Here is a 25,899-nt window from a genome sequence, read left to right on the forward strand (position 1 = left end):
CCCCGCCGACGGCGCGGTCGAGACAGCGACGGGTCGACGGCGGCAGACGCCCGAGAGCAGTGGCTGCTCGACGAGCGGCCGCCGCACTGGCATTAGCACGCGCCGGGAGACGACGCGCGTCCAGGGACGACGAAGGGGCGGAAGCGATCGCTTCCGCCCCTTCGGGCGCTCCGAGGTGGGCCGCAGGCGGCCCGTGCACCTCGAGGGGTCGTGGGTCAGCCGCGACCGGCGCGCAGGGAGTCGCGGATCTCGCGGAGGAGCTCGACGGACTCGTCGGTGGTCTCCTCCTCCTCGGCGACGAAGCGCTCGCGCATCGCCTGGTAGGGCTTGACGACGGCGAAGTAGACGACGGCCGCCATGATGAGGAAGGCGACGAGCGCGGTGAGGAACGGGCCGACGGACTGGAACCCGAAGATCTCCATCTCGTCGAAGTTGAACTCCGCACCACCGGTCAGCTTGCCGATGGCCTCGATGAGCACGTTGGTGAAGGCGGTGACGAGGGAGGCGAACGCGGTGGCGATGATCAGGCCGACGGCGATCTCGACGAGATTGCCGCGCATGAGGAAGTCTCTGAAGCCCTTCATGGGGGTGATGTCCTTAAGTGAGAGCGGTGGCGGCGTCGGTTCGTACGCCGACATAGAAGGATGAGGTGGCGCCGTGCCCAGTGCAACTCGGCGTCCAGGCTGACGTCCTCGCCGACCGGCTCGCGGGGCTCTCACCTGGCCTTTCCTGCGCTGATGTGACACGTATCACGCCGCATCGGACGGGACGTGATGCGCGATGAGGACGAGACCGACGGCCCGGTCCGCGTCGAGTGCCCCGATCACAGCAGCGGCATCCTCGGGACGCAGCGACAGCACGGCGGTCGGCTCGGTGAGGCTGCCCTGGTCCTCCGATGCGGGAAGCGCGGCAACCTGACCGCCGGTGGCCACCGCGGTCGAGGAGCCCGGCACGAAGACGTCGACCCGGTCGCCGACCGACACACCGGGCGAGGAGAGGGCCAGGGGAACGCTCACCAACCGGCGTGAAGGCCCCGCTACCGCGCGGTCCCGCCCCAGCACCCGTGCCCCCGTGAAGACCTCCCCTGCGGCGACGTCCACGGTGCTCATCAGCCCGACCACCTGGTCGAGGGCGGTCAGCGCCGCGTCCGGAAGCTCGGCTGCCGGGCGCTCCTCAAGCCGGACCGCACCCTGCGTGACGGGCTCGCCCGCACCCGTCGGCGCGGTCGCCACGACGACCCGCCGGGTCGGACCGGGCCCGACCTCGCCCAGCACGGTGCTCAGGGCCAAGGCAACGCACGCCAGGGCCAGCAGTCGCCGCGCCACGGTCCTGCGCCAGGCCGGACGGCGGCCGGGCCCGAAGAGCGAGGGGAGGTGCTCGGCGAGGATCGCGGTCATGCTCGGGACGCTAGGTCGACCCGCCGACCTCTGCGCCAAGGGTCGCGATCCCTGTGGACAGTCGTGGGGGACGGCGCTGCCCTGTGCACACCGAGGGAGGCGGTCCTGCGTCCGAGGGCTGGTACCGGCGGGGGAGGGGCCCCGCGTTCCCCGAGTCGGACGCCGCCGAGGTGCGACGCTGGTGGCCATGGACGTGGTGCTACAGGCTGTTCAGGACGTGCTGACCCCGCTGGGCGGCTGGTCCATGGCTCTTGTCGTCAAGATCGTCGCGGCGACGCTACTCATGCTGGCGTACATCGTCGTGCTGGCGCGCACGTTCGGCACCCGCACCTTCTCGTCCTTCACGTCCTACGACTTCCTCACGAACGTGGCCGCGGGCTCGCTCGTCGCGAGCGCCGTCCTGGGTCCCAGCATCGCGCCGGCGGCGATCGCGCTCCTTGTCCTCGTGATCGCGCAGATGGTCATCTCGGCCGCGGGCGCTCGCTCCCGCACGGTGCAGGACCTCGTCGACAATGACCCGGTCGTCCTCGTCGCCGACGGCCGGATCCTGCACGACCGGCTGCGGCGCGAGAGGGTCTCCCCGGTGATCCTCGAGCAGCAGCTCCGTCAGGCCGGCGTCACCGGAGTCGAGGAGGTGCGGTACGCGGTGCTCGAGTCCGGAGGCACGATCAGCGTGATCACGTCGTGACGCCGGCGCTCCCGGAGGACCCCGTCCCGGAGGAGGTCGACCCCGAGGCGGTGCCCGATCCGGTCGTGCTGCCCGTCGACGCGCTGGAGGACGCGCCGGAGTCCTTGCCCGATCCCGACCCCGAGCCGGCATCGGCAGAGGAGCTCGAACCGCCGGACGAGGTCGACGACGAGCCGGAGCCGGTCGTCGACCGGGAGTCGGTCTTGTAGAAGCCGCCGCCCTTGAACACCACGCCGACCGCGCCGAACTTCTTGCGCAGCGCGCCGCCGCACTCCGGGCACTGCGTCAGGGAGTCCTCGGAGAAAGACTGGACGGCGTCGAACTCGTGACCGCACTCCGTGCAGCCGTAGGCATAGGTAGGCACGGCGGAATCATACGGACCGAGCTCACCGCGCGTCGGACCCGCTGGGCTCTGGGATCCACCCCGCCAGGCGGCCGTGCCGGCTCACGGCTCGCACCCGCCGCTCGACCTCGCTACGCAACCCGCGGCTGCTCACGACGAGGAGCTGATCACCCACCCGGATCGGCGTCGTCGGCGACGGGACGAAGGAGCCGTCGTCCCGCACGATCAGGGCGACGTTCGCCCCCTTCGGCAGTCTCAGCTCGAAGACCTGCACGCCGTGCAGCCGAGACCCCTCCTCGACCGCGACCTCCACGAGGTCGGCGTCGATCGACTCCAGCGGCTCGGACTCGACGGTGAGGTCCTGGGTGTGTCCGGACTCGGTGACCCCCAGGTGGCGTGCCACCCAGGGCAGCGACGGAGCCTGGATGAGGGTGAAGAGGACGACGAGCACGAAGACGAGGTCGAAGATCCAGCTCACCCCGTCGACACCCACCGTCACCGGGACGGTGGCGAGGACGACCGGCACCGCGCCGCGCAGACCGGCCCACGATAAGAAGACCTGGTCACGCCACCCAACCCGGAACGGCGTGAGCGAGACGATCACCGAGACCGGGCGGGCCAGGAGGAGCAGTACCAGGCCGAGCACGAGGGCCGGGGTGAGCTGGTCGACGAAGCCGCTGGGCGAGGCGAGCAGGCCGAGCATGACGAAGAGGCCGATCTGGGCCAACCACCCCACCGACTCGGCGAAGCCGAGCATCGCCGAGCGGTGCGGGAGCGACATGTTGCCCATGACGAGCGCGGCGACGTAGCAGGCGATGAAGCCCGAGGTGCCCACCACCGTGGCCGCGCCGAAGGCGAGGACCGAGACCGACACCACGCCGATGGCGAAGAGCCCGGAGGTCGCCGCCGCAGTGCGACGCAGCAGCCCCCCGCCGACGTAGCCGACGGCCGCGCCGATGACCGTTCCGACGCTGAGCTGGACCACGGCGAGGATGCCGATCATCCACCACGGCTGGGCTTCCGCCGGGTTGGCCAGGCTGGTCGTGATCGCGACGACAAGCATGACGACCGGGGCGTCGTTGAACCCCGACTCGGCCTCGAGCATCCCCGAGATGCGCCGCGGCAGCGGCACGGTGCGCAGCACCGAGAAGACGGCCGCCGCGTCGGTTGAGCTGACGATGGCCCCGACGAGCAGCGAGACCTGCCAGCTCCAACCCAGGAGCCAGTGCGCGGCTGCGGCGGTGACGAAGACCGACACCACGACGCCGACGGTCGACAGGGTGACCGCCGGGGCGACGGCGTTGCGGATCGAGCTCCAGCGCGTGGTCAGGCCGCCCTCGGCGAGGATGAGGATCAGCGCCGAGTAGCCAAGGACCTGCCCGATCTCGGCGGAGCTGAAGTTGATCCCCAGGCCCCCCTCGCCGAGCACCAGACCGACCGCGAGGTAGGCCAGCAGCGTGGGGAGGCCGGACCGGGCGGTGAGTCGGACCGCGACGATGCAGACGACGAGGACCGCGGCCGAGACGAGGAGAACCGGGCCGAGGGAGTCAGCGTCGACGAGCGCGTCGGCGGCACTCCAGCCCACGGTCCCACCTCCCGTCCTCGACCGTGGATAGTCTCGCAGGGTGCCTTCCTCTTCGACGATTCGCCGCGTAGTCATCGGCATCACGGCGGCGGTCGTCGTGCTCGCCCTCGCCCTCGGTGCGCTCGCCTGGACCCAGGTCCGCCGCACGATGCCCGACACCGACGGCACGCTGCAGGTCGAGGGACTCAGCGCCCCGGTGACCGTCCTCCGCGACGAGCGCGGCGTCCCCGACATCTACGCGGACACGCTCGATGACCTCATGATCGCCCAGGGCTACGTCCACGCCCAGGACCGCTTCTTCGAGATGGACCTGCGCCGCCGGATCACCGCCGGCCGGCTCAGCGAGATGGTCGGCGAGGCCGGTGTCGAGACCGACAAGGTGATCCGCACCATGGGGTGGCGGCGGGTCGCCGAGGCCGAGCTGCCGATGCTCGAGCCGAGCACCCGCCGGGCGCTGCAGGCCTACTCCGACGGGGTGAACGCCTGGATCGAGGCGCAGGACGGGATCGGCGACATGGCCCTGGAGTACACGGTGCTCGCCCAGCAGAACCCGGACTACCGGGTGGAGGAGTGGGGCCCGGTCGACTCCCTCGCGTGGCTCAAGGCGATGGCCTGGGACCTGCGCGGCAACTACACCCAGGAGCTCACCCGGGCCCGGATGCGCGGCAAGGTCAGCGACTCGATGATGCGCGACTTCTTCCCCGAGTACGACGCGAGCCAGCGCGAGCCGATCCTCTCGGCCGATGAGTGGACCCCGAAGCGCGACCGGGGGTCCTCCGACCCGGCCCCGATCGAGCAGGCGAAGGGGGAGTCCGCTGCCTCCGCGGAGGCGGCGTCCCTCCCTTCGCCCGGCGTCCGGGACGAGGCGACGCAGGACGCCCTGGCTGCCGCTGGCCAGGCCCTCGACGCCGTGCCCGAGCTGCTCGGTCACGGAGAGGGGATCGGCTCCAACTCGTGGGTGGTCTCGGGGGATCGCTCCTCCACCGGCAAGCCGCTGCTGGCCAACGACCCGCACCTTGGCATCTCGATCCCCGGCATCTGGTACCAGGTGGGACTGCACTGCCGCGAGGTGAGCGAGGAGTGCCCGCTGGAGGTGAGCGGCTACTCCTTCGCCGGGCTCCCCGGTGTCGTCATCGGGCACAACGCGAAGATCGCCTGGGGATTCACCAACCTCGCCCCGGACGTCACCGACTTCTACCTCGAGGACGTCGACGACGAGGAGCAGACCTACCGCCGTGACCGCGAGGACGTCGAGCTCACGCTGCGGGAGGAGACGATCGCGGTCGCCGGGGGTGAGGACGTGACGATGACCGTGCGCTCCACGGTGCACGGGCCGATCGTCTCCGACGTCGTGAGCGGCGTGGCCGAGGCGGGCGAGGATCCCGAAGGGGTGGAGGGCGACAGCAGCTACGCGGTATCGCTGGCCTGGACCGCGCTCACGCCCGCCACCACGGCCGACGCGATCTTCGCGCTGAACCGGGCGGGTGACTTCGAGGAGTTCCAGGATGCGGCCCGCGACTTCGCCGTCCCGAGCCAGAACCTCGTGTACGCCGACGTCGAGGGCAACATCGGCTACCAGGCGCCGGGAGCGGTCCCGATCCGCAGCTACGGGGTCGACGGGCCACCCGGTCTCTCCCCGGGCCAGCTGCCCGTCCCCGGCTGGGACAGCCGCTTCGACTGGGAGGGCTTCGTCCCCTTCGAGGAGCTCCCGCACGTGTACAACCCCGAGGACGGGCTGATCGTCACCGCCAACCAGATGGTGACCCGGCAGGTCCGCCCCTTCCTTACCGAGGACTGGGACTACGGCTACCGGGCGCAGCGCATCCTCGACCTCCTCGCGAGCGAGCCGACCATCACACCGGACAAGATGGCGCGGATCCAGGGGGACACGCGGCACGAGTTCGCGCCGGTTCTCGTCGAGCACCTCATGCGCATCGAGCTGGACGACCCCTTCGTCGAGGACGCCCGCGACCTGCTGCGCGAGTGGGACTACACCCAGCCGGTCGACGGCCAGGCCGGGGCCGCCGCGGCGTACTACAACGCCGTGTGGTCCCAGCTGGTCCGGCTGACCTTCAACGACGACCTGCCGAGCGACCTGCAGGCCTCGGGCAGCTCGACACAGTGGGAGGCGGTCACCCGGCTGCTGGAGAACCCGCGCTCGGGGTGGTGGGACAACCGGGGCACCGCAGGGGTCATCGAGGGCCGAGACGAGGTGCTGCGTCAGGCGCTGGTCGACGCCCGCCTCGACCTCACCCAGCGGCTCGGCAAGGACCCGTCCGGCTGGCGCTGGGGCGACCTGCACCAGGCGAACCTCACGCACCAGGTGCTCGGCGGCGAGAGCGTCCCCGCACCGGTCCGGGCCATCTTCAACCGCGGCGGCTACGCCCTGCCCGGCGGTAGCTCGATCGTCAACGCCAACGCCTGGGACGCCTCTGCGGGATTCGACGTCACCGCTGCGCCGTCGATGCGGATGGTGGTCGACCTCGATGACCTTGACGCCTCGCGCTGGGTCAACCAGACCGGTGCGAGCGGGCGGCCCTTCGACGACCACTACACCGACCAGGTCCAGGCGTGGGCGACCGCCCAGACCTACCCGTGGCGATTCACCGAGGGCGCTGTGCGCGAGGCGGCCGAGGACGAGCTGACCCTCGAGCCGGCCGCGGCCGAGGACGGTGGCTAGCCGACCTCGACCGGGCCGTCGGCGGTGAGCACCAGGCGCACCGGCTGGTCGTGCGGCTCTCGGGGGAGGGGATCGGTGGTCAGCTCTCCCGGGTGGAGCAGCACGGCGAAGGGAGTGCCGGCCCGGAGGCGGGGCAGCACGCGGTCGTAGCAGCCGCCGCCCTGACCCATGCGGGTGCCGTGGCGGTCCACGGCCAGGCCGGGGACGAGCGCGAGGTCGGCGCGCTGAGGTGCGCCGACGCCGAGCGGGGTCCGGCCCTCGTCGGCGAGGTCGAACCAGTCGAGGTCGAGGGTGTCGAGGGTGATCGGCGCGAGCACCTGCCAGCCCTGGTCGACCAGGGCACGGTTGGTGGCGGTCGTCGGCGGCTCGTGAGGGAGCGAGAGATAGGACAGGGCCACACCACGCCGCTTGGCCGGCCGGACCGTCTCGGCGACGGTGAGGATGTGCCCGCGCAGGGCCGCGTCGTCGAAGCCCAGGTCGCGCGCCGCGCTGATCTCGCGACGCTGCCCGCGCAGACGGGTGCGCAGCTCGCGCTTGGCGGCCCGGGGATCCTCCACGAGCCTCATCGTAGGCTGGCGTTCATGACAGCACAGGGGCTGGAGCAGGCACTGGCGAAGATGCAGGACAAGGGAGTCGACCCGCGCGCGCGGGCCGTCTTCGAGTCCTACTGGAGGCAGCTGGCCGAGGGCGCCGCCGGCCTGATCCCGGAGGACTCGATCGAGCCGATGGGTGAGGTGCCCGAGCTGACCGAGATCGATGTCACCGACGAGGAGCGGGCGGCTGCGCTCGGCCAGGTGGCGATCGTCAAGCTCAACGGCGGGCTGGGCACGAGCATGGGGATGTCTGGGCCCAAGACCGCGCTCGTGGCGATGGAGGGGCTGACCTTCATCGACATCATCGCCCGCCAGGTGCTCGGTCTGGGCGAGCGATTCGGCGTGCGCCCGCCGCTGGTGCTGATGAACTCCTTCCGTACTCGCGAGCCGTCGCTGGAGGCGTTGCGGGCCTACCCCGAGCTGGCCGAGCAGTCCCTGCCGCTGGACTTCGTCCAGTCGATGGAGCCCAAGCTGCGCGCCGACGACCTCACCCCGGTCGAGCACCCGGCGGACCCCAGCCTGGAGTGGTGCCCGCCCGGCCACGGCGATGTCTACGTCTCCCTGGCCGCCAGCGGGATCCTCGGCCAGATGCAGGAGCACGGGATCCGCTACGTCTTCATCTCCAACGCCGACAACCTCGGCGCCAGCTGCGACCCGGACATCGCGGCGTGGCTGCTGCGCGAGGACCTGCCCTACGCCGCCGAGGTCACCGAGCGCACCGCCAACGACCGCAAGGGCGGGCATCTCGCGGTGCGCAAGAGCGACGGGCGGCTGGTCCTGCGCGACTCCGCGATGGTCCCCGAGGGCGAGGACCACTACTTCCAGGACACCGAGCGCCACCAGTGGTTCCATACGAACAACCTCTGGGTCAGCGTCGACCACCTCGCCGCGATGCTCGGCGAGCAGGAGGGCGGGCTCGGCCTGCCGATCGTCGTCAACCGCAAGACCGTCGACCCCACCGACAAGAGCTCGACCAAGGTGATCCAGATCGAGTCGGCGATGGGCGCGGCGATCGAGCGGTTCGACGGCAGCCAGGCCATCCGCGTGCCGCGCAGCCGCTTCCGCCCGGTGAAGACGACCAACGAGCTGCTCCTGCTGCGCAGCGACCTCTTCGGTCTCGACGGGGACTCCCTGGTCCAGGCTGCCTCGGACCGGCCCGACCCGGTGATCTCGCTGGACGACCACTACAAACTCATCGCGGACTTCGACGCGCGGTTCCCGCACGGCTCGCCGTCGCTGCGCGAGTGCACCTCCTTGACCGTCGAGGGTGACATCACCTTCGGTGCCGACGTCTCCTGCGCCGGTGAGGTGACGGTCTCCGCCGCCCAGCCGGCGGAGGTGCCCGACCGGACGCGTCTCGAGGGTGACGTGCAGCTGTCGTGAGCGTGCTGCGCCGCATCCTCGGGGGGCGGGCCGACAGGGCCAGCTGGCCGGTCGAGCTGCGCGGCCGCACCCCGGGCGGTGAGCAGGTGCTGCTGCGCGAGCTGCGCGCCGGCGACGAGCGGGAGTTCGTGCAGGCCCGCTCGCGCAACGCATCCTGGCTGCGGCCGTGGGATGCGACCCCGCCGGTGCCGGGGGCGAGCGAGGACTTCGGGAGCTATCAGGCGCGGATGGACTCGGACGCGCGAAGGGGGGCCGCCCTCCCCTTCGTCGTCGTCGTGGACGACCGCCTGGTCGGTCAGCTGACGGTGAGCAGCATCATCCTCGGGTCGTTCCGGTCGTGCACGCTCGGGTACTGGGTCGTCGAGGAGGTAGCCGGCCGGGGGATCGCGCCGACGGCGGTGGCGCTCGCCGGCGACCATGTGCTGGGTGCGCTCGGGCTGCACCGGGTCGAGATCAACATCCGGCCGGAGAACACCGCCTCGCTGGCGGTCGTACGCAAGCTGGGCCTGCGTGACGAGGGCCTGCGTGCGCGGTACCTGCACATCGACGGCGACTGGCGCGACCACCGCTCGTTTGCCGTGCTGGCCGAGGACCTCGGCGAAGGGGGTCTGATGGGTCGCTTGCACGCCGCACCACCGGGATGAGGGCCCGCGTGCGAGACGGCCGCCGCGACACACCGTGCTGCCTCACCAGTCACAGGAGTTCCCCTTCATAGTCTGGCGTCGTGCAGTCGAGCAGCCTGATCTTCGTCGTCGTCGTGGCGATCTGGGCTGCATATCTTGTGCAGTACTGGGTCAGGCGCCGCGATCACCTCGCGACGATCCGCTCGGTCGACCGGTTCTCGGCCGCGATGCGTGTCCTCGACGCCCACCGGTTGAGCCAGACCGAGCAGCCGGCCCGGTCCTACGTCGTCTCTCCCGCGCGCGCTGCTCGGCCGGAGGTCGTCGTCAAGCGCGGCGCGCCGGAGGCGCGGCAGCGTGATTCGGTCGGCCGCCTCGACCGGACCGCCTCCTTCGCCACCCGACCGACACCGGCTTCGTCCCGGCCGGGCGCCGTGGCAGCCGTCGTCGACGCGCCGCGCAAGGTGCGGGGCCTGGCCCTGCTGACCCATCTCGTGCTGCTCCCGCTCACCCTCCTGCTCGCCGCCGTCGGCCCGCTGCCGTGGCTCGTCCCGGGTCTTCTCCTCGTCGGCCTCGTCGCGTCCTTCGGGTGGCTGCGCCAGGACGTGCGGGCCGAGCAGGCGCGACGCAGCGCTCAGCGTGGCCACGCACGTCGGGCCGCGAGCGCCCGCCCCAGCTCTGTCGGCCACGCCGAAGGCGTCGACCGCGTCCACCCCGCCGAGGACCGCGCAGCCGTGCGGGCCGCGGTGGCCCGGCCGGCGCCGCAGCACCGCGACGTCGCCGCCGAGGCGGACGAGGTGGCTACGGACTCCCCCTTCGACGTCGAGGACCGTGCCGGCGAGCAGGTTCCCCCTTCGCCGTCGGCCGACGACCACCCGACCGGGCACGACCCGGCCGAGGACGGCACGTGGGAGCCGGTGCCGGTCCCGCGGCCCACGTACACGATGAAGGCGAAGGCGCCCGCGCGCCCCGTCACCGAGGAGCCGGTGGCCGCCGCTGCGAGCGGCGACGCTCCCCAGGCGCTGCCGGCCATCGACGACGACGTGGACGACGTCGTCGCCCCCCGCGCGATCACGGGCTGACCCGCTTCCTTCGCAGCCGCCGCGTCCGAGCGCGCGGTCAGGACGACCGGTAGGGCGACTCCCCGGGCTTGATCTCCGAGGACTCCTCGCTCTCGGCGACCTCCTGCTCTACCTCGGCGTGCTCCTCCGGCGTGAGTAGCGCCTCGGGCGAGCTGACCTCCGGCGGATCGGGGTCGAGCAGGTGGTGGGAGACGGCGTTGAGCACGGCGACGAGGGGGACGGCCACGAGCGCCCCGAAGATCCCGGCGACGATGACGCCTGCGGCGATCGCGAGGATCACCGCGAGTGGGTGCACCCGGACCGCGCGACCCAGCAGGAGTGGCTGCAGCACGTTGGACTCGACCTGCTGCACGAGGACGACGACGCCGAACATGAGCAGAGCGGTCACCGGGCCCTGAGCGACGAGCGCGAGGATCACGGCGATGAAGCCGGAGACGAAGGCACCGATGACCGGGACGAACGCGCCGAGGAAGACGAGCAGGGCGATGCCCGACGCGAACGGGACCCCGAGGAGCATGGCGCCCAGGCTGATCCCGATGGCGTCGGCTCCCGCGACGAGGATGGTCGCCCGGGTGAAGGCCTTGAGCTGGCCCCAGGCGATCTGGCCGCTGGACATGATCTTGGTCCGTGCCGTGCGGGGGAAGAGTCGCACGATCCAGCTCCAGATCGCCGGGCCGTCGTAGAGGAAGAAGAAGAGGGTGAAGAGGGCGATGACCGCCCCGGTGAGGACCGTCCCGACGGTGAAGCCGGCCTGCGCCGCGTACTGACCCAGCTCGCCGCTCTGCCCCACCCGGTCGCGTGCCTGCTCGATGTACTGGCTCAGCTGGCCGTCGGAGAGGCCGAAGGTGTCACGGAGCCAGGTGCGGATGCTGCCGATGCCCTCGCTGACCTGGCTCGACATGTCGTCGAACTGGTGGGTGAACTGGTTCACGACGAAGCTGACCAGGACCGAGATGACCGCCAGGGTCCCGATGACGGTCAGCCCGGAGGCCAGCCCGCGCGGCATGATCGCGTTGAGCCGGCGGAAGATCGGGTGCAGCAGGGCGGCGAGCAGCACGGCGACGATGACGGGGAAGACGACCTGCGCCATGATGCTCATCAGCTTGAGCAGGGCCAGGATGCCGACGCCGATGACCAAGGTGCGCCAGGTCCACTCGCTCGCGGCGCGCACCATCGGCGGCACGAAGTGACGGTCCTCGCGGTTCTCGGCCGAGGGGCGCGACTCGACGACGATCGGCCGAGGCACGGTGCTCGCCTGGCCCTCCCGAACCGCCGCGACGACGTCGGCCACGGACGGCAGCCGGCGACGCCGAGGAGTGGGGTCCGGGGAGCCGGAGGTGTCGGGCTGGTGATCCTCTGGCATCGGTGTCCTCGCAGGTCGGGCGCGTGTTCTCGGCAACGGCGAAGGGGGCGTGCCGCGCCCGACGCTTCGGTGAGCCTAGTCGTTTGGCCCGGGTGGATCGCTCGGTGTTATCGTGGCCGCTGCACCTGGGGCTGTGGCGCAGTTGGTAGCGCGTCTCGTTCGCAATGAGAAGGTCAGGGGTTCGAATCCCCTCAGCTCCACCATGTGACCCGACATCTCACGGACCCTCGAGCCACCGGGCTTGAGGGTCTTGTCATGTCACCAGCGAGTGAGCGCAACACGCCGCTACGCGCACGGGGTAGCGGCGTGTCGCGCTCACTCGCGACGGCGGGGGCAGGCGGGATATCGGAGAGGTTTGATCCCTGCTCAAGGCGTGCGGGAGTCCGTCACCAGGCCCATGAAGGCACCCAGCGCGCGCAGCTCGCCGGGGCTGCGGGGGGCGGCCTCGACCAGCCGTGGCGACATCACGACGTAGGCGGCGTGCTGGCCGCGAGAGATCGCGACGTTGAGCCGGTTGCGGCTGAGCAGGAATCGCAGGCCGCGGCTCACGTCGTGCACCGTCGAGGCGCACATCGAGACGATCACCACCGGCGCCTGCTGACCCTGGAGCTTGTCGACGGTGCCGACGACGGTCTCGTTAAGCCCCGCGGCGTCGAGGGCCGCGCGCACCGTGCGCACCTGATGGTTGTAGGCGGTGACGACGAGCACGTCAGCGGGGCGAAGGGGGCGAGCGCCGCCGCCCTCGTCGGCTCCGGGGTCGGTCCAGGTGCGGCCCTGGAGCGAGGTGATGAGGTCACGGATCGCCTCCGCCTCCTCCGGGGAGGACGTACGCCGGTCGGCATGGTCCACGGGCACGACGTGCAGCCCGGGGGCGACGCCCTCCAGCGAGCGCGCGCCGGTCACGCCGGCCTTGCTGCCCAGCTGGTCGTCGTACGCGAGGCGTGAGATCGGTGCCGTGAGGTCGGGGTGCATCCGCCACGTGTCGGGCAGGAAGTACCCGAGGTCCTCCGGCATCGTCGAGGCGCCATCGATCAGCCACCCCAGGGCGGAGGCGTCGACCGGCTCGGAGTGGGTGCCCTGGCTGACCTGCGGCAGCTGCTGCGGGTCGCCGAGGAGCAGTAGCAGCCGGCCGGCGGTCGAGACCGCCACGGTCGGCGCCACCGCGAACTGGCCAGCCTCGTCGACGACGACGAGATCGCACTGCCCGGGCTCGATCCGCTCCGGGTGGGTGAGATCCCACGCCGTCCCCCCGATGACGTACCCCCGCCCGGCCTCGTCGTGCTCGGCGGCGAAGCCGGCGTGCCCGTAGCCCTCGAGCACGGTCCAGGCGGGCTGATCCCCCTTCGCGTCCCGCTTGCCGACCTGCCCCGCGGGGACGCCCGCCTCGACCACGGCGTCGAGGAAGTTCTCGACCGCCGCGTGGCTCTGCGAAGTCACGGCCACCCGCCACCGGTGGGTCAGGACCAGCTCGGCGACGACGCGGGAGCCGACATAGGTCTTGCCCGTGCCCGGCGGCCCCTGCACCGCGAGGTAGGAGTGGTCGAGGGCCAGCAGGGCGTCGCGCACGTCCGCGACGCTGTCACCGGTGCGCGGCAGATGGGTGCGCCCGGTGAGGCGCGGCGGGACCCGCCGGAGCAGGTCGAGCGCGGGCGTGGCCGGCGCTGCGGCAGCGCCCTCGGCGTCGAGGGCCTCGAAGGCGACCCGCTCGAGCGCCTCGACGATCTTGCCGGCCGGCGGGGGAGCGCTGGGGCCGAGACCGATCGGGAGGCAGTGGTAATCCTCGCCCCCGTTCGGCAGCTTCTCCGCGACGACGATGGTGCTCACCTCCACCCCGTGCTCGTCGACGGTGGAGGAGAGGTCCTGGATCGTCACCTCGCGAGCGCCGTGCGGGAGCTTGTCCTTGGCCAGGCACGGCGGCACCGGGTCGCCGTAGACGGCGACGAGCGACCCACCGACCCGGCTGGCGAGCCCAGGGTTGAGCTCACCACGAAGCTCGAGGAGGCGCACTGGGTTGCTGCGCGGGGTGGGCCGCTGCCACGGCTGCAGCACGCGGGCGGACTCGGTGACGAAGACATCGCCGGAGCGCACCCACTGCTCCGCCGGGCTCTCGAGCCGGTCGAAGTGACCCCACCAGTGCGGCTTGGCCTCGCGGCGGTGGTACTGCACCGCGGCGCCGAGCATCGCCAGGGCCTGCTGCTCGGCGGTGCGCTGCTCTCGGGGGAGGTCGCCGAGACGCTCGCGGACGGCGACCTCGACCGGGTGCTCGTCCTCGACCTGCTCGTCCGGGTCCGGCGCCGCGCGCCCGGGTGTGGGCGCGATGCCGTACTCATCGGCTCGCGCCAGCAGCCAGTCCCGCAGCCGGAGCGTCGAGAGGCAGTCGTACTCGTTGTACTGCCGGATGTCCTCGAGCCGCTCGGCCGCCAACGCCCCGTCGCCGTCGAGCCCGGCCTGGACGTAGCGGTGGTACTCCACGATCGAGTCCCCGCCGCCGGTCACCCCGTCGGCGTCGCGCAGCTCATCGCCCATGTAGAGGGGTTCGAGCTTCTTGATCGAGTACGACCCGGTCCCGACCCGGACCCCCGCCTTGACCACGGGGTAGAGGTCGACGAACACGCCGTCGACGAGCAGCGCGTCGACCACTTGCTGCCCGACACCATGGCGGGCGGCGAGGCGGAGCAGGGCGGCCCGCTCGTAGTCGGCGTAGTGGTAGACGTGCAGGTCCGGCCAACGGCGCCGCCGCTCCTGCAGCCAGCCGAGGAAGTCCATCAGCGCCCGGCCCTCGTCGGCCCGGCTGTGCGCCCAGAAGGCCCGGTAGGTCTGGGCTCCGCCGTCGTGGGTGAGGCAGCCGAAGAGGTACTCCAGCCCCCACACCCGTGACCCCGGCTCGTGCCACATCGGGTCGCCCTCGAAGTCGAAGAACACATCGCCCTCGCTCGGCGGCGGCAGGATCGCCAGGGCGCCGGGGGTGTGCACCTCCACGGGCAGCGACGCCTCGCCGGACGTGCCGTGGGACGCTGTCTCGCGGGCGCGCAGCTGGAGTCGTGCCTGCGCCCGGAGCCGCTGCAGGCGGTCGGGGCGCAGCCCGGGGACTCGGGCGTCCTCGGGCAGGTCGGCCAGCCCGGTGATCGTCTCGACCCCGACCGCGGTGAGCCGGGCGCGCTGGTCGGCATGCACCCCGGCCACGAGCAGCACGTCGTCGCGCGCCTCGAGGTGGCGCTGGCAGTGCGGGCAGCTCAGGCACGCGTCCAGGCGGGGGTCACCCCAGCCGACGGGATCGTGCTCGGCCAGCTGGTCGGTGACCAGGCTGGTCAGTCGCGCCCGCCGGGCGCGGACCACCGGCAGCAGGTCGGCCAGCGCGGTGTCGCTCACCTCGTCGTCACCGAGGATCAGGCGGGCGAAGGGGGCGAGCCGCACCGCCCCCTTCGCCCCCCCGTCGAGGGCCGCCCGTGCCCGCTGGAGGATGTCGGCGTAGGCGCCGATCTGCAGCAGGGCGGTGACCGACTCGGACTGGGCGAGCTTGGCGTCGCAGACGATCCATGCGCCGTCGTCGCCGCGCACGAGGAAGTCGGCGAATCCCACGAGCGGGGTCGCGGTGCCTGGCAGCCCACCGTCGTAGACGCACGCCTGGTGGATGACCGCCACCTGGGGGTCGGCCATGAGGGCGAGGGTCTGGTGCATCGCCTCGCGGTAGCCCTGCGGGGTCGGAGCGGGTCTGACCGGGCTGCGCACCCCGCCCGGGTAGGCGGTGGCCAGGGCTAGCAGCACGCGCTGCTCGTGGGCGGTCCCGAGGTCAGCCGCCCGCGCCGCCACCTCGTCGACCTCGAGCGGGGAAGCGGGGGAGCGGCCGGTCGCGACGTCGAGCTCGGCGAGCAGGGCGTGCTCGCACTCGCCGGCCGCCCGGAGGTCGCTCGCGGAGAGGACGACCTGGCCGGGGGCGCCGCCGTCGGGGAAGAGCATGGACCGAAGGCTACGGCCGGGGGCCGACAGCGCGTCCGGGTCGGGCGACCCTGCAGCAGTTTGGTGTCGGTGCCGCACCTGCATCTGCTGCACCGACACCGAAGTGCTGCATGCAGCAGTTTGGAGGGGCCGGGGTCAGACCCAGCTGGGGAACCACATCCGCCACTGCCAGTGCTCGTAGGGGATCACCTGGGCGGTCCAGATCGGCCAGAAGAAGGCGAAGTTGGCCAGCACCACCAGCGCGTATCCGCCGATCAGCGCATACCCCACTTGTCTGCGCAGCGCGCTCGACCTGGCCGGGGGCATCGCCAGGGCGAGCAGGTAGACCACCGCGAGGATCACCCACGGCTGGAAGGAGATCGTGTAGAAGGTGAAGATCGTCCGGTGCTGCAGGGCGAACCACGGCAGCCACCCCCCGACGAAGCCGGCGAGGATCGCCCCCGCTCGCCAGTCGCGGCGCATCGCCCACGCCACGAGCAGCACGAAGAGCGCCGCGGTCGCCGCCCACCAGATCGAGACCGACCCGAGGCTGGTGATCGCCTTCGAGCACTTCTCGACCTCGCAGCCGACGGCGCTCGCGTCCTTGCCCTCGTAGAAGAAGGACGTCGGCCGGGACTGGATCATCCACGACCACGGGTTGGACTCGTAGGTGTGCGGCGAGGTCAGGCCGTTGTGGAAGGTCAGCGCCTCGTGGTGGTAGTGCAGCAGGGAGCGCAGCGACTCGGGCAACCACGTCACCCCTTCGCCGGGGTGCTCGCTCGCCCAGTGCCGGGCGTACCCGCGGTCGCTGGCGAACCACCCGGCGAAGCTCGCGAGGTAGGTCGCGAGGATCACCGGCGTCATCGTCACGAAGGCCCACGCCCCGTCCCGCCACAGACCCGTGACCAGCCAGTGCCGCACCCCGACCGCGCGCCGCGCCCCGACGTCCCACAGCACGCTCATCAGCCCGAACGCGGCGAAGAAGTACAGCCCCGACCACTTCGTGCCGCAGGCCAGCCCGAGCATGAGCGCGCCGACGAGCCGCCAGGGCCGCCACCAGATCATCGGGCCGTATCGCAGCCGAGCCAGCCGGTCCGGGCCCCTCGCCGGCAGGGACCCCACCGCGGCCGCTAGCCGTCGCCGGTAGTCGTCCCGGTCGACCAGCAGCGCGCCGAAGGCCGCGAGCGCGAAGAACATGAGGATGATGTCGAGCAGCGCCGTGCGGCTGTGCACGAAGTGGTGCCCCTCGAACGCGGTGAGAAACGCCGCCGCCGTCCCGAGGAAGCTGCTCGCGAAGAGCCGCCGCGCGATCCGCCCGATCATGAGGATCGAGAGGGTGCCGAGCAGCGCGACCGCGAAGCGCCATCCCCACGAGCTCGTCGGCCCGAAGAGCCACTCCCCGGCCGCGATCACCCACTTGCCAACCGGTGGGTGGACGACCATGTCGCCCTCGGCGGTCTTGAAGACGTCCAGCGTGCCGGCGGTGAAGAGCGGGTCGACCTCCTCGCCGTCGCCGGTCCAGCGCATCTCGACGCCGTAGCGCAGCATCGAGACGCCCTGCTTGACGTAGTAGGTCTCGTCGAAGACGAGCTGGTGGGGCCGGTCCAGCCGCCAAAAGCGCAGGACACCCCCGATGACCGCGAAGAGGAGCGGACCGAGCCAGCCGAGCAGCCGCTCGCGGCGAGAGTCGAAGGTGGGAAGTCGGCCGAGGAGCCGCACGCGCAGCTCCTCGACGCGACCCATGGCCCGCATCGTAGGCGAGACTGCCCCCATGCCTCTGATCCTCGCCGCCACCCCGATCGGTGACCCGCGTGATGCCGCGCCCCGGCTCGCCGAGGAGCTGACGGCGGCCGATGTCGTCGCGGCCGAGGACACCCGACGCCTGCGCCGGCTGTGCGCGGCCCTCGGGGTGAGCGTGCCCAGCCGAGTGGTGAGCTACCACGAGCACAACGAGGCCTCGCGCACCGCTGATCTCGTCGACGCGGTGGCGAAGGGGGAGCGGGTCCTCCTCGTGACCGACGCGGGCATGCCTTCGGTCTCGGACCCGGGGTACCGGGTGGTCCAGGCGTGCGCGGCGGCGGACCTGCCGGTGACCTGCGTGCCCGGCCCGAGCGCGGTGCTCATGGCGCTCGCGGTCTCGGGTCTGCCGGTGGACCGCTTCTGCTTCGAGGGCTTCCTGCCGCGCAAGGAGGGGGAGCGGGCCCGGGCGTTGCGCGAGCTGGCGGGCGAGCGGCGCACGATGGTCTTCTTCGAGGCACCGCACCGGCTCGCGGCGACGTTGACCGCGATGGCGGGCGCCTTCGGCGGCGAGCGGCCGGCCGCGGTGTGCCGGGAGCTGACCAAGACCTACGAGGAGGTCCGCCGCGGCGGCCTGGCCGGGCTTGCGGACTGGGCTGCCGAGGGGGCGAAGGGGGAGATTACCGTCGTCGTCGCCGGCGCACCGGCAGCGGAGGTCGCGGTGTCGCTGGAGGACGGGGCCGGGCAGGTGGCTCGGCTCGTCGAGGGCGGGATGCGCCGCAAGGAGGCCGCCGCCCACGTCGCCGAGCAGACCGGGCTGAGCAAGAAGGCGCTCTACGACTCCACGCTGGGGTGACCCCTTCGCTCGGCCGACTCGCCCCCTTCGCCGCTCCACAAAACCCAGCCAGCTGGGTCTTGTGGACCTGGCTGGGCCTCGAGAGCCAGCCAGGTCCACGAAACCCAGCCAGCTGGGTTTCGTGAGGGGAAGGGGCAGCGGGAATGCGTCCCGGCGCACCGCGTTCCCAGGCTCGCCTGAGACAATCCAGGCCATGAGCCAGTCGCCGCAGCCCAAGGACGCGCTCGACCCCGTCGACGAGCGCGAGCTGGACGGTCAGGAGGACTCCCCCTTCGGCCCCGAGGTCGCCCCCGACTCCGGCACGGACGTGCCCGGCCCGGTCGAGACCTCCGAGTCGGCGAAGGGCGCGGCCCGCGAGGCCGCCGAGGGCGCCCGCGAGGGTCACCGCCCCTCCACCGGCGGCAGCGAGCGGACCGTCGTGCACCTGCTGCGCCACGGCGAGGTCGACAACCCCGAGAAGATCCTCTACGGCCGCCTGCCCGGCTACCACCTCTCCGAGCTGGGGCACGAGATGGCGCGGGTCGTCGCCGATCACCTCGCCGAGCGCGACATCACCCTTGTCGTGCACTCCCCGCTGGTGCGCACCGCCGAGACCGCCGCCCCGACGATCGAGCGGCACGGCATCGAGCGCGCGATCATCGACCCTCGCGTGATCGAGGCGGGCAACAAGTTCGAGGGGCGACGCTTCCGCAAGCGGCTGCTGCTCGACCCGCGGCGCTGGTGGTGGGTGCGTGACCCCACCAAGCCCACCTGGGGCGAGTCCTACCGCGCCATCGCCAAGCGGATGACCGAGGCCATCGAGAACGCCCGCGACCACGCCCGCGGCCACGAGGCGGTCATCGTCAGCCACCAGCTGCCGATCTGGACGATCCGCAGCGCGCTCGAGGGCCGCAGCCTGTGGCACGACCCGCGCCGCCGCCAGTGCAACCTCGCCTCGCTGACCACCCTGGTCTACCGCGGCGACGAGCTCGAGGCCGTCGAGTACTCCGAGCCCGCCGCCCACCTCTACCCGCAGGCGCAGAAGACCACCGGGGCATGACCACCCCCTTCGCCCGCCGCGTCACCGCAGTCCTCTCCGGCGCAGCCCTGCTCGCCGGGGCGTCCGCCTGCTCCTCCGACCCGAACTCCGTCGCCGAGCAGGCCAAGCAGGGCTCCGAGAAGGGATACGTCGCCGGCGACGGCTCGATCGTCACCACCCCGCCCGAGGAGCGCAAGGAGCCGATCACCCTCACCGGGCCGACCCTCGACGGCGAGGAGCTGAGCCTGCAGGACCTGCGCGGCGAGGTCGTCGTGGTCAACCTCTGGGCGTCGTGGTGCGGGCCGTGCGAGCGGGAGGCGCCGCACCTCGTCGCCGTCCACGAGAAGTACCAGGAGCAGGGCGCCCCGGTGCGCTTCGTCGGGATCGACTACCGGGAGCCGTCGATCGAGACCGGCAAGGCGCAGGCCGCTGCCTGGGGCTTCGTCTGGCCATCGATCTTCGACAAGTCCGGCTCCACCGCGATCGACATGCAGGGGGTGCTGGCGACCCAGCCCTCGACCGCCGTCCTCGATCGCGAAGGGAGGGTCGCGGCCGTCGTCCAGGGGGTCATCAGCGAGTCGACCCTGACCGGCCTGGTCGACGATGTGCTCGCCGAGTCGCCGGCGCAGTCCTCGGATGAGTCGTCTGCGGAGGAGAGTGCGGGGTGAACCCCGCCGACACGATCGAAGGGGGAGCCCTTCCGCTCGCCGCGCTGCTCGCGGCGCTGGCGGGCCTGGTCTCCTTCGCCTCGCCGTGCGTGCTGCCGCTCGTGCCCGGGTACCTCGGGTACGTCACCGGGCTGTCCGAGACGAGCCTGGAGCGACGCTCGCCGCGCCGGATGATGCTCGGGGCGCTGCTCTTCGTCGCCGGCTTCACCGTCGTCTTCGTCCTCGCGACGATGTTCGTCGCCTCCGCCGGGCGGGCCCTGGTCGAGCATCGTGAGCTGCTCAGCCGGGTCGGCGGGGCGCTCGTCATCGCCATGGCGCTGGTCTTCCTCGGCGCGGGTGGCCGGCGCACCCAGCGCACCGTGCGGCTACCGGTGCGCCCGGCGACGGGGCTGGCCGGTGCACCGGTGCTCGGCGCGGTCTTCGGGCTCGGCTGGGCTCCCTGCGTCGGCCCCACCCTCGCCGCGGTCCTCGCCCTCTCGCTGACCGGTGACGCCGGCACCACCCGCGCCGTCGTCCTCGCGATCGCCTACTGCATCGGGCTGGGCCTGCCCTTCGTCCTCATCGCGGGGGCCTACGAGCGGTGGGGCGCGGTCTCGGGGTGGCTGCGGCGCCACCAGCGCGGCATCCAGCTCGCCGGCGGGGTGCTGCTGCTCCTCATCGGGGTGCTCCTCGTGACCGGCTGGTGGGCCGAGATCACGGTGTGGCTGCAGAACCGGTGGATCAGCGGCTTCGAGGTGGTGCTGTGAGCACCCGCGCGACCCGCCGGGACGGCGTCACCCAACCCCGGCTCGGACCGGTCGGCTGGGCGCGCTGGGCGTGGCGGCAGCTCACGAGCATGCGCACCGCGCTCTTCCTGCTCCTGCTCCTCGCGATCGGCGCCGTTCCCGGGTCGATGTTCCCCCAGCGCTCCCTGGACCCTGCCCGGACGACGGACTGGATCGAGCGCCACCCCGACGCCGGGCCGGTCCTGGACCGCCTGTACGCCTTCGACGTGTACTCCTCGCCGTGGTTCTCGGCGATCTACCTGCTCCTCTTCACCTCGCTCGTCGGGTGCATCGTCCCGCGCACGATCACCCTTGCCCGCCAGCTGCGGGCACGGCCTCCTCGTGCCCCTCGGCGGCTGCAGCGGCTCGAGGCTCACGACGCCTTCGTCGTCGCCGACGAGGACCTGCCCGCTGTGCTCGACGATGCCGCGAGTACGTTGCGCCGCAAGCGGTTCCGCATCGCCCGCCACGACGAGACGACGATCTCCGCCGAGTCCGGGTACCTGAAGGAGGTCGGCAACCTCCTCTTCCACGGCTCGCTCGTCACCCTCATCGTCGGGATGGCCATCGGGCACCTCTACGGCTGGCGGGCCGACATCGTCGTGCCCGAGGGCGAGTCCTTCGTCTCCACGGTGACCCGCTACGACACCTGGGCTCCCGGCCCGCTCGTCGACGGGGAGGACCTCACCCCCTTCGCCCTGACCGTGGAGAAGATGACCGCCAGCTTCGAGGAGGACCAGGCCGGCCAGATCGGCATGCCGCGCGCCTTCTCCGCCGAGGTGCGCTACGCCGACCGGCTCGGCGGGGCGACCCAGCCCGCGCACGTCGCCGTCAACGAGCCGCTCGAGCTCGACGACGCGACCGTCTTCCTCCTCGGCAACGGTTACGCCCCGGTCGTCACCGTCAAGGACCGGGACGGCCAGGTGATCTACTCCGGCGCCACCGCCTTCCTCGCCCAGGACGGCAGCTACCGCTCGACCGGTGCGATCAAGGTCGGCGCCGCCCAGCCCAAGCAGCTCGGCCTCGTCGGGCTCTTCCTGCCGACCGCGGTCATCGACGACACCCAGGGCCCGATCTCGGTCTTCCCCGACCTGCGCAACCCGGCGCTGGCGATGAGCGTCTACGAGGGTGAGCTCTACCCGAAGGGGTCGGCCCAGTCGGTCTTCTCGATCGACACCGACACGATGGAGCCGGTCGCCCCGGACGACGGCAGCGAGGACATCGCCCGGATCTGGCTGCAGCCAGGGGAGACCAAGGACCTGCCCGGCGGGCGGGGCACGGTCACCTTCGACCGAGTGGACCGCTTCGCCGGCTTCGCCGTGCGCGACGACCCCGGCAAGGAGCTCGTCCTCGGCTCCTCCGTGGTAGCGCTGCTCGGCCTCATCGCGTCCCTGGTCATCCGGGGACGCCGGGTCTTCGTCCGGGTCGTGCCCGCCGGTGACGGCCGGTCGGTCGTCCACCTCGGCGGGATGGCGAAGGGGGAGGACGACCGCCTCAGCCGGGTGGTCACCGACCTCGCGGACGAGTTGTCGCAGCGCTCGGCGCCCGCCGAGCGCTGAGGTGCGAGAATCGAGAGCGTGATGAACGAGACCCTGGCGATCTACGCCAACTACGCCCTCTACTCCGCTGTCGGTGTGCTGACGCTGGCGATGATCGCCTATGCCGTCTATCTCGCCGGAGCGGTCCCTGCGGCGGAGCGTGATGCGGAGGCCGCGGTCGAGGCGGATGACGCCGCCCGCTCCGCGCGCGCCCGCGCCCGGGCCGAGCAGGTCGCCGCCCTCGCCGGTGCCCCGGCCTCCGCAGATCCCCGGGGAGCCTCAGACGAACGGTCGCCCTCCACCGACCCCCCCACTGCCGCAGATCCCCGGGGAACCTCAGACGAACGGTCGGGCGCAGACCCCGAGCGGGCACGCGTCGGTGCCGGGATCGGCGGCGCGCTGTCCTGGCTGGGCACGGGACTGCTGCTGCTCTCGCTCGTGCTGCGGGGCCTGTCGGTCGAGCGGGCGCCGCTGGGCAACCTCTTCGAGTTCTCGGTCGCGGGCGGGTTCTTCGCGATGCTCGCGTACTGCCTCGTGCCGCTGCGCCGGGGCATGCACTGGCTCGGTCTCTTCGTCCTCGCGCCGGTGACCCTGCTCCTCTGGCTCGCGGGGACGATCTGGTACACCGAGGCGGCCGAGCTCGTGCCGAGCCTCGACTCGTACTGGCTCGTCATCCACGTCTCGATCGCCACCCTCGCGACCGGGCTGTCCATCGTCGGTGCGGTGCTCGCGGCGCTCTTCCTCATCCGTGACCGGGCGAGCAAGCGCTCGTTCTGGGCCAAGCTGCCCGCGGCGCCGAAGCTCGAGCGGCTCTCCTACGGGATGAACGTCGTTGCCTTCCCGATGTGGACCTTCACCCTCATCGCCGGCGCGATCTGGGCCCGTCAGGCGTGGAGCTCGTACTGGAACTGGGACCCCAAGGAGGTGTGGACCTTCGTCATCTGGGTGGTCTACGCCGCCTACCTGCACGCCCGGGTGACCAAGAACGCCGACCGGCGCACCGTCGCCTGGATCGCGCTGGCCGGCTTCGCGTGCATCGTCATCAACTACACGATCGTCAACTTCTACTTCGTCGGCCAGCACAGCTACGCAGGAGTGGGCTGATGCTGCGCTACACGATCCTGCGCATCCTCGTCTTCTTCGGCTGTCTCTCCGCGCTCTGGCTGGTAGGTCTGCGCGACGAGGCGCAGCGACCCTGGTTGGTCGTCGGCGCGTTCCTGCTCTCGATGGTCGTCTCGTTCTTCGTGCTGCGGCCCTTCCGCGACGATGCGGTGCGTCGGATCGAGGAGCGGCAGCGGGCCCGTCTGGAGGCCCGTCACCAGGAGCCAAAGACGACGGTGGAGTCCGACGAGAGCGTCGACGACGAGCACTTCCGCTGAGCGGCCTCAGCCGGGGGTGACCCGCAAGACCTTGTCGTCGGAGCCGTTGCTCGTCGTGACGTACAGCGCACCGTCGGGGCCGAGCCGGGCGGCGCGCAGCCGGCCGTGCTCCTCCAGCGCAGCCGGGACCTGCACCTGGGTCACCGTCTCGCCCTCGAGAGCGAAGAGCATGAGCTTCTCGCCCTTGAGCGCGGTGACGGCGAGCATCCCCTCCCGCTCACCCCACTGCTCGCCCTCGAGGAAGGCCGCTCCCGCGATCGCCTCGGTCGGGTCGCCGGAGCTCCACGCCGCCTCGACCGCGTCCGGGAAGCGCTCGGTGTCGGTCATCGGTACCGACTCGTCGTAGCTGCTCACCTCACCGCCCTGGCTGGGGTCCCACCCGTAGTTGCCGCCGGGCTCGATGAGGTTGACCTCGTCGTCCACGCTCGGCCCGTGCTCGGAGGTCCAGACCTGCGGGTCGTCCTCGGTGCCGGGTCGCTGCGCGACCCCCTGAACGTTGCGGTGCCCGAAGGAGTAGACGCGCCGCTGGTCGGGGTCGGAGCTGTCGGCGAAGGGGTTACCGCTCGCCCCATCGCCGGTGTCGGGGTCGATCCGCAGCACCTTGCCGCCGAGGCTCGAGAGGTCCTGGGGCACGCCGGGGTCAGCGGTGTCGCCGGTGCCGACGAAGAGGGTCCCGTCGCTGGCCAGGGTCGGTCGGCACCCGGAGTGCCGGCCGGTGGAGGTTGGCAGCCCGGTGAGCACGTCTCGGTCTCGGGTGGCCCGCCGGTTCGCCGGGTCGAGGGTGAGCTGGACGAGCCGGATGTCGACCGGCTCGCCGTCCTCGGCGTGGTTGAAGCAGACCACCACCTGCGCCTGGGCCCAGCCGCTCTCGCCCTGGCCGAGGACCGCGAGGCCGAGCAGACCCCCTTCGCCCTGGGCGTAGACATCGTCCAGCCCGGCGCGAAGCTCGACCGGCTGGGTCCCGGTGTCCAGGCTGGGCAGGTGCCGCAGGCGCCCGGCCCGCTCGGTGACGACGGCCGAGCCGTCGCCGAGGAACCCGATGTCCCAGGGGTGCTCCAGTCCGCTCGCGACGACCTCGACCTGGAGGTCGTCGACCCGCTCGGTCGGGATGGCGTCGGGGGAGGAGCCGCTCTGCTGGCTGGACCCGCCGGCCTGCTCGTCGCTGCTGGGAGAGGCCCCTGGGGTTGCCCCACCTCCTGAGCACCCACCGAGACCGACCACGGCGGCGGCGAGCAGGGCGAGGGGACGTGAGCTCATCCCCCTAGCGTGCCCTCAGCCGCGGGCTAACGGGAAGAAGAGGAGCAGGCTCCACGCGAGCAAGCCCATGCCGGTGGTCGCCAGCGCGGGGATGAGCGCGCGTCCGGTGGCGCCGCCGACGACGGCCTTGATGCCCGGGGCGAGGATGACCAGACCGATGAGCGAGATCGGCGCCCAGTGGTGCCAGATCGCCATGAGCAGGGTGCACAGCACGGCCACGCCGACGAGCCCGAGGTACAGCGTGCGGGTGCCCCGGTCGCCGAGCCGGACGGCGAGGGTGTGCTTGCCGCTCTGGCGGTCGGTCGGGATGTCGCGCAGGTTGTTGGCGACGAGGATCGCCGAGGTGAGCGCCCCGCACGCGATGGCCCCGAGCAGACCGACGAGCGTGGTCTCGCCGGCCTGGGTGAGCTGGGTGCCGAGCACGGCCATGAGACCGAAGAAGACGAAGACGTAGACCTCGCCCAGGCCCCGGTAGCCGTACGGGTTGTCACCGCCGGTGTAACGCCACGCCGCGAGGATCGCCAGCGCGCCGAGCGGCACGAGGATCCACGTCTGGGCCAGCGCGACGAGGGCCAGACCGGCGAGGGCGCCGACCCCGAACCACCCGAAGGCCATCAGCTTGACGTTCTCCGGGTCGGCCAGGCGCTGCCCGACGAGGCGCACCGGCCCGACTCGCTCCTCGTCGGTGCCGCGGACCCCGTCGCTGTAGTCGTTGGCGTAGTTGACCCCGATCTGCAGGCTCACCGCGACGACGAGCGCGATCACCGCGAGGGCGAGATCACTCTTGTCGATCGCGGCGGCTGCTGCGGTGCCGACCACGACGGGGGCGACGGCGGCGGGGAGGGTGCGGGGCCGGGACCCGGCGATCCACTGGGCGAGTGTGGCCATGAGGGCGCGTTAGAACTTCCTGGGCGAAGGGAGGGTGTCGCCCAATTCTACGAACTTCGCCCACCCCGTGCCGCCGGACGCTCGCGTCCGTCCTGGTGAGGCGCACGAGAGGGGTACCCCCTCT

Annotated in this window: 22 protein-coding genes and 1 tRNA gene; 13 read left to right on the forward strand and 10 right to left on the reverse strand. The window is 72.0% G+C overall.

The annotated features are described in order from the left end of the window. Positions 1–215: 215 nt before the first annotated feature. Positions 216–584, reverse strand: coding sequence for a large conductance mechanosensitive channel protein MscL (mscL, locus tag FB557_RS03230; protein WP_144855492.1), 369 nt, complete (start codon positions 582–584; stop codon positions 216–218). Positions 585–749: 165 nt separating this feature from the next. After that, a complete protein-coding gene (locus tag FB557_RS03235; RefSeq protein ID WP_170236166.1) occupies positions 750–1,397 on the reverse strand; it encodes an SAF domain-containing protein in 648 nt (215 codons plus the stop codon). A 187-nt stretch (positions 1,398–1,584) separates the two neighbouring features. Between FB557_RS03235 and FB557_RS03240 the strand changes: the two genes are divergently transcribed. After that, complete coding sequence (locus tag FB557_RS03240; protein WP_144855494.1) at positions 1,585–2,085, forward strand: DUF421 domain-containing protein; 501 nt, start codon at positions 1,585–1,587, stop codon at positions 2,083–2,085. Here the strand turns inward: FB557_RS03240 and FB557_RS03245 are convergent. Both FB557_RS03245 and FB557_RS03250 read right to left on the reverse strand, forming a co-directional pair. After that, positions 2,075–2,449, reverse strand: coding sequence for an FmdB family zinc ribbon protein (locus tag FB557_RS03245; RefSeq protein WP_144855495.1), 375 nt, complete (start codon positions 2,447–2,449; stop codon positions 2,075–2,077). The two genes, FB557_RS03240 and FB557_RS03245, sit on opposite strands and share 11 nt — an antisense overlap. Positions 2,450–2,471: 22 nt before the next feature. Continuing rightward, a complete protein-coding gene (locus FB557_RS03250; RefSeq protein WP_246074353.1) occupies positions 2,472–4,013 on the reverse strand; it encodes a potassium/proton antiporter in 1,542 nt (513 codons plus the stop codon). A gap of 40 nt (positions 4,014–4,053) precedes the next feature. On the opposite strand from FB557_RS03250, the gene FB557_RS03255 reads away from it, so the two are divergent. Continuing rightward, a complete protein-coding gene (locus FB557_RS03255; RefSeq protein WP_246074355.1) occupies positions 4,054–6,693 on the forward strand; it encodes a penicillin acylase family protein in 2,640 nt (879 codons plus the stop codon). On the opposite strand, the gene FB557_RS03260 is transcribed toward FB557_RS03255, so the two are convergent. Beyond that, a complete protein-coding gene (locus FB557_RS03260; protein ID WP_246074357.1) occupies positions 6,690–7,250 on the reverse strand; it encodes a 5-formyltetrahydrofolate cyclo-ligase in 561 nt (186 codons plus the stop codon). The genes FB557_RS03255 and FB557_RS03260 overlap by 4 nt on opposite strands. A gap of 24 nt (positions 7,251–7,274) precedes the next feature. Between FB557_RS03260 and FB557_RS03265 the strand changes: the two genes are divergently transcribed. From FB557_RS03265 to FB557_RS03275, 3 genes are all read left to right on the forward strand, one after another. Further along, a complete protein-coding gene (locus FB557_RS03265) occupies positions 7,275–8,669 on the forward strand; it encodes a UTP--glucose-1-phosphate uridylyltransferase (RefSeq protein ID WP_144855498.1) in 1,395 nt (464 codons plus the stop codon). Further along, positions 8,666–9,313, forward strand: coding sequence for a GNAT family N-acetyltransferase (locus tag FB557_RS03270; protein WP_246074358.1), 648 nt, complete (start codon positions 8,666–8,668; stop codon positions 9,311–9,313). The genes FB557_RS03265 and FB557_RS03270 overlap by 4 nt, the downstream gene beginning before the upstream one ends. 80 nt (positions 9,314–9,393) lie before the next feature. Further along, positions 9,394–10,371 carry a hypothetical protein gene (locus FB557_RS03275; RefSeq protein WP_144855499.1) on the forward strand — a complete coding sequence of 326 codons (978 nt, stop codon included), beginning with the start codon at positions 9,394–9,396 and terminating at the stop codon, positions 10,369–10,371. A 37-nt stretch (positions 10,372–10,408) separates the two neighbouring features. Here FB557_RS03275 and FB557_RS03280 read toward each other — a convergent pair whose 3' ends face one another. Next, positions 10,409–11,734 (reverse strand): AI-2E family transporter, encoded by a 1,326-nt coding sequence (locus tag FB557_RS03280; RefSeq protein ID WP_144855500.1) that lies wholly within the window; start codon positions 11,732–11,734, stop codon positions 10,409–10,411. Positions 11,735–11,861: 127 nt separating this feature from the next. On the opposite strand from FB557_RS03280, the gene FB557_RS03285 reads away from it, so the two are divergent. Beyond that, a tRNA-Ala gene (locus FB557_RS03285) sits at positions 11,862–11,937 on the forward strand. Positions 11,938–12,100: 163 nt separating this feature from the next. Here the strand turns inward: FB557_RS03285 and FB557_RS03290 are convergent. Further along, the gene (locus FB557_RS03290; protein ID WP_144855501.1) at positions 12,101–15,691 is read right to left on the reverse strand and encodes a TM0106 family RecB-like putative nuclease; all 3,591 of its coding nucleotides are present in this window, start codon (positions 15,689–15,691) and stop codon (positions 12,101–12,103) included. 135 nt (positions 15,692–15,826) lie between these two features. Next, positions 15,827–17,413, reverse strand: coding sequence for a dolichyl-phosphate-mannose--protein mannosyltransferase (locus tag FB557_RS03295; protein WP_144855502.1), 1,587 nt, complete (start codon positions 17,411–17,413; stop codon positions 15,827–15,829). A gap of 28 nt (positions 17,414–17,441) precedes the next feature. On the opposite strand from FB557_RS03295, the gene rsmI reads away from it, so the two are divergent. The 7 genes from rsmI (at position 17,442) to FB557_RS03330 (ending at position 23,630) form a co-directional block, all read left to right on the forward strand. Beyond that, positions 17,442–18,263 (forward strand): 16S rRNA (cytidine(1402)-2'-O)-methyltransferase, encoded by an 822-nt coding sequence (rsmI, locus tag FB557_RS03300; RefSeq protein WP_144855503.1) that lies wholly within the window; start codon positions 17,442–17,444, stop codon positions 18,261–18,263. 193 nt (positions 18,264–18,456) lie between these two features. Further along, entirely contained in the window at positions 18,457–19,302 is an 846-nt protein-coding gene (locus FB557_RS03305) for a histidine phosphatase family protein (protein ID WP_144855504.1), read from the forward strand. Further along, complete coding sequence (locus tag FB557_RS03310; RefSeq protein ID WP_144855505.1) at positions 19,299–19,949, forward strand: TlpA family protein disulfide reductase; 651 nt, start codon at positions 19,299–19,301, stop codon at positions 19,947–19,949. The genes FB557_RS03305 and FB557_RS03310 overlap by 4 nt, the downstream gene beginning before the upstream one ends. Further along, complete coding sequence (locus FB557_RS03315) at positions 19,946–20,695, forward strand: cytochrome c biogenesis CcdA family protein (protein WP_144855506.1); 750 nt, start codon at positions 19,946–19,948, stop codon at positions 20,693–20,695. Before FB557_RS03310 ends, FB557_RS03315 begins: the two co-directional genes overlap by 4 nt. Next, on the forward strand, positions 20,692–22,272 hold the full coding sequence (resB, locus tag FB557_RS03320) for a cytochrome c biogenesis protein ResB (RefSeq protein WP_246074360.1): 1,581 nt from the start codon (positions 20,692–20,694) through the stop codon (positions 22,270–22,272). The genes FB557_RS03315 and resB overlap by 4 nt, the downstream gene beginning before the upstream one ends. A gap of 21 nt (positions 22,273–22,293) precedes the next feature. Further along, positions 22,294–23,355, forward strand: a complete 1,062-nt coding sequence (gene ccsB / locus FB557_RS03325; RefSeq protein WP_246074362.1) for a c-type cytochrome biogenesis protein CcsB — start codon at positions 22,294–22,296, stop codon at positions 23,353–23,355. Further along, on the forward strand, positions 23,355–23,630 hold the full coding sequence (locus tag FB557_RS03330) for a DUF4229 domain-containing protein (RefSeq protein ID WP_144855508.1): 276 nt from the start codon (positions 23,355–23,357) through the stop codon (positions 23,628–23,630). Before ccsB ends, FB557_RS03330 begins: the two co-directional genes overlap by 1 nt. Before the next feature lie 6 nt (positions 23,631–23,636). Here the strand turns inward: FB557_RS03330 and FB557_RS03335 are convergent, their stop codons facing one another. Both FB557_RS03335 and FB557_RS03340 read right to left on the reverse strand, forming a co-directional pair. Beyond that, positions 23,637–24,887 (reverse strand): PQQ-dependent sugar dehydrogenase, encoded by a 1,251-nt coding sequence (locus FB557_RS03335; RefSeq protein ID WP_144855509.1) that lies wholly within the window; start codon positions 24,885–24,887, stop codon positions 23,637–23,639. Between the two features lie 15 nt (positions 24,888–24,902). After that, the gene (locus FB557_RS03340; RefSeq protein ID WP_144855510.1) at positions 24,903–25,775 is read right to left on the reverse strand and encodes a 1,4-dihydroxy-2-naphthoate polyprenyltransferase; all 873 of its coding nucleotides are present in this window, start codon (positions 25,773–25,775) and stop codon (positions 24,903–24,905) included. Positions 25,776–25,899 lie beyond the last annotated feature (124 nt).

The organism is Marihabitans asiaticum, assembly GCF_007828725.1.
GTDB classification, from domain to species: domain Bacteria; phylum Actinomycetota; class Actinomycetes; order Actinomycetales; family Dermatophilaceae; genus Marihabitans; species Marihabitans asiaticum.

What these genes read in the sequence shown, in the direction of transcription:
- FB557_RS03335 (WP_144855509.1), bottom strand. Translation starts at nt 24,887, where the DNA reads ATGAGCTCACGTCCCCTCGCCCTGCTCGCCGCCGCCGTGGTCGGTCTC.
- mscL (WP_144855492.1), bottom strand. Translation starts at nt 584, where the DNA reads ATGAAGGGCTTCAGAGACTTCCTCATGCGCGGCAATCTCGTCGAGATC.
- rsmI (WP_144855503.1), top strand. Translation starts at nt 17,442, where the DNA reads ATGCCTCTGATCCTCGCCGCCACCCCGATCGGTGACCCGCGTGATGCC.
- FB557_RS03265 (WP_144855498.1), top strand. Translation starts at nt 7,275, where the DNA reads ATGACAGCACAGGGGCTGGAGCAGGCACTGGCGAAGATGCAGGACAAG.
- ccsB (WP_246074362.1), top strand. Translation starts at nt 22,294, where the DNA reads ATGAACGAGACCCTGGCGATCTACGCCAACTACGCCCTCTACTCCGCT.
- FB557_RS03305 (WP_144855504.1), top strand. Translation starts at nt 18,457, where the DNA reads ATGAGCCAGTCGCCGCAGCCCAAGGACGCGCTCGACCCCGTCGACGAG.
- FB557_RS03310 (WP_144855505.1), top strand. Translation starts at nt 19,299, where the DNA reads ATGACCACCCCCTTCGCCCGCCGCGTCACCGCAGTCCTCTCCGGCGCA.
- FB557_RS03280 (WP_144855500.1), bottom strand. Translation starts at nt 11,734, where the DNA reads ATGCCAGAGGATCACCAGCCCGACACCTCCGGCTCCCCGGACCCCACT.
- FB557_RS03330 (WP_144855508.1), top strand. Translation starts at nt 23,355, where the DNA reads ATGCTGCGCTACACGATCCTGCGCATCCTCGTCTTCTTCGGCTGTCTC.
- FB557_RS03290 (WP_144855501.1), bottom strand. Translation starts at nt 15,691, where the DNA reads ATGCTCTTCCCCGACGGCGGCGCCCCCGGCCAGGTCGTCCTCTCCGCG.
- FB557_RS03235 (WP_170236166.1), bottom strand. Translation starts at nt 1,397, where the DNA reads ATGACCGCGATCCTCGCCGAGCACCTCCCCTCGCTCTTCGGGCCCGGC.
- FB557_RS03295 (WP_144855502.1), bottom strand. Translation starts at nt 17,413, where the DNA reads ATGGGTCGCGTCGAGGAGCTGCGCGTGCGGCTCCTCGGCCGACTTCCC.
- FB557_RS03340 (WP_144855510.1), bottom strand. Translation starts at nt 25,775, where the DNA reads ATGGCCACACTCGCCCAGTGGATCGCCGGGTCCCGGCCCCGCACCCTC.
- FB557_RS03240 (WP_144855494.1), top strand. Translation starts at nt 1,585, where the DNA reads ATGGACGTGGTGCTACAGGCTGTTCAGGACGTGCTGACCCCGCTGGGC.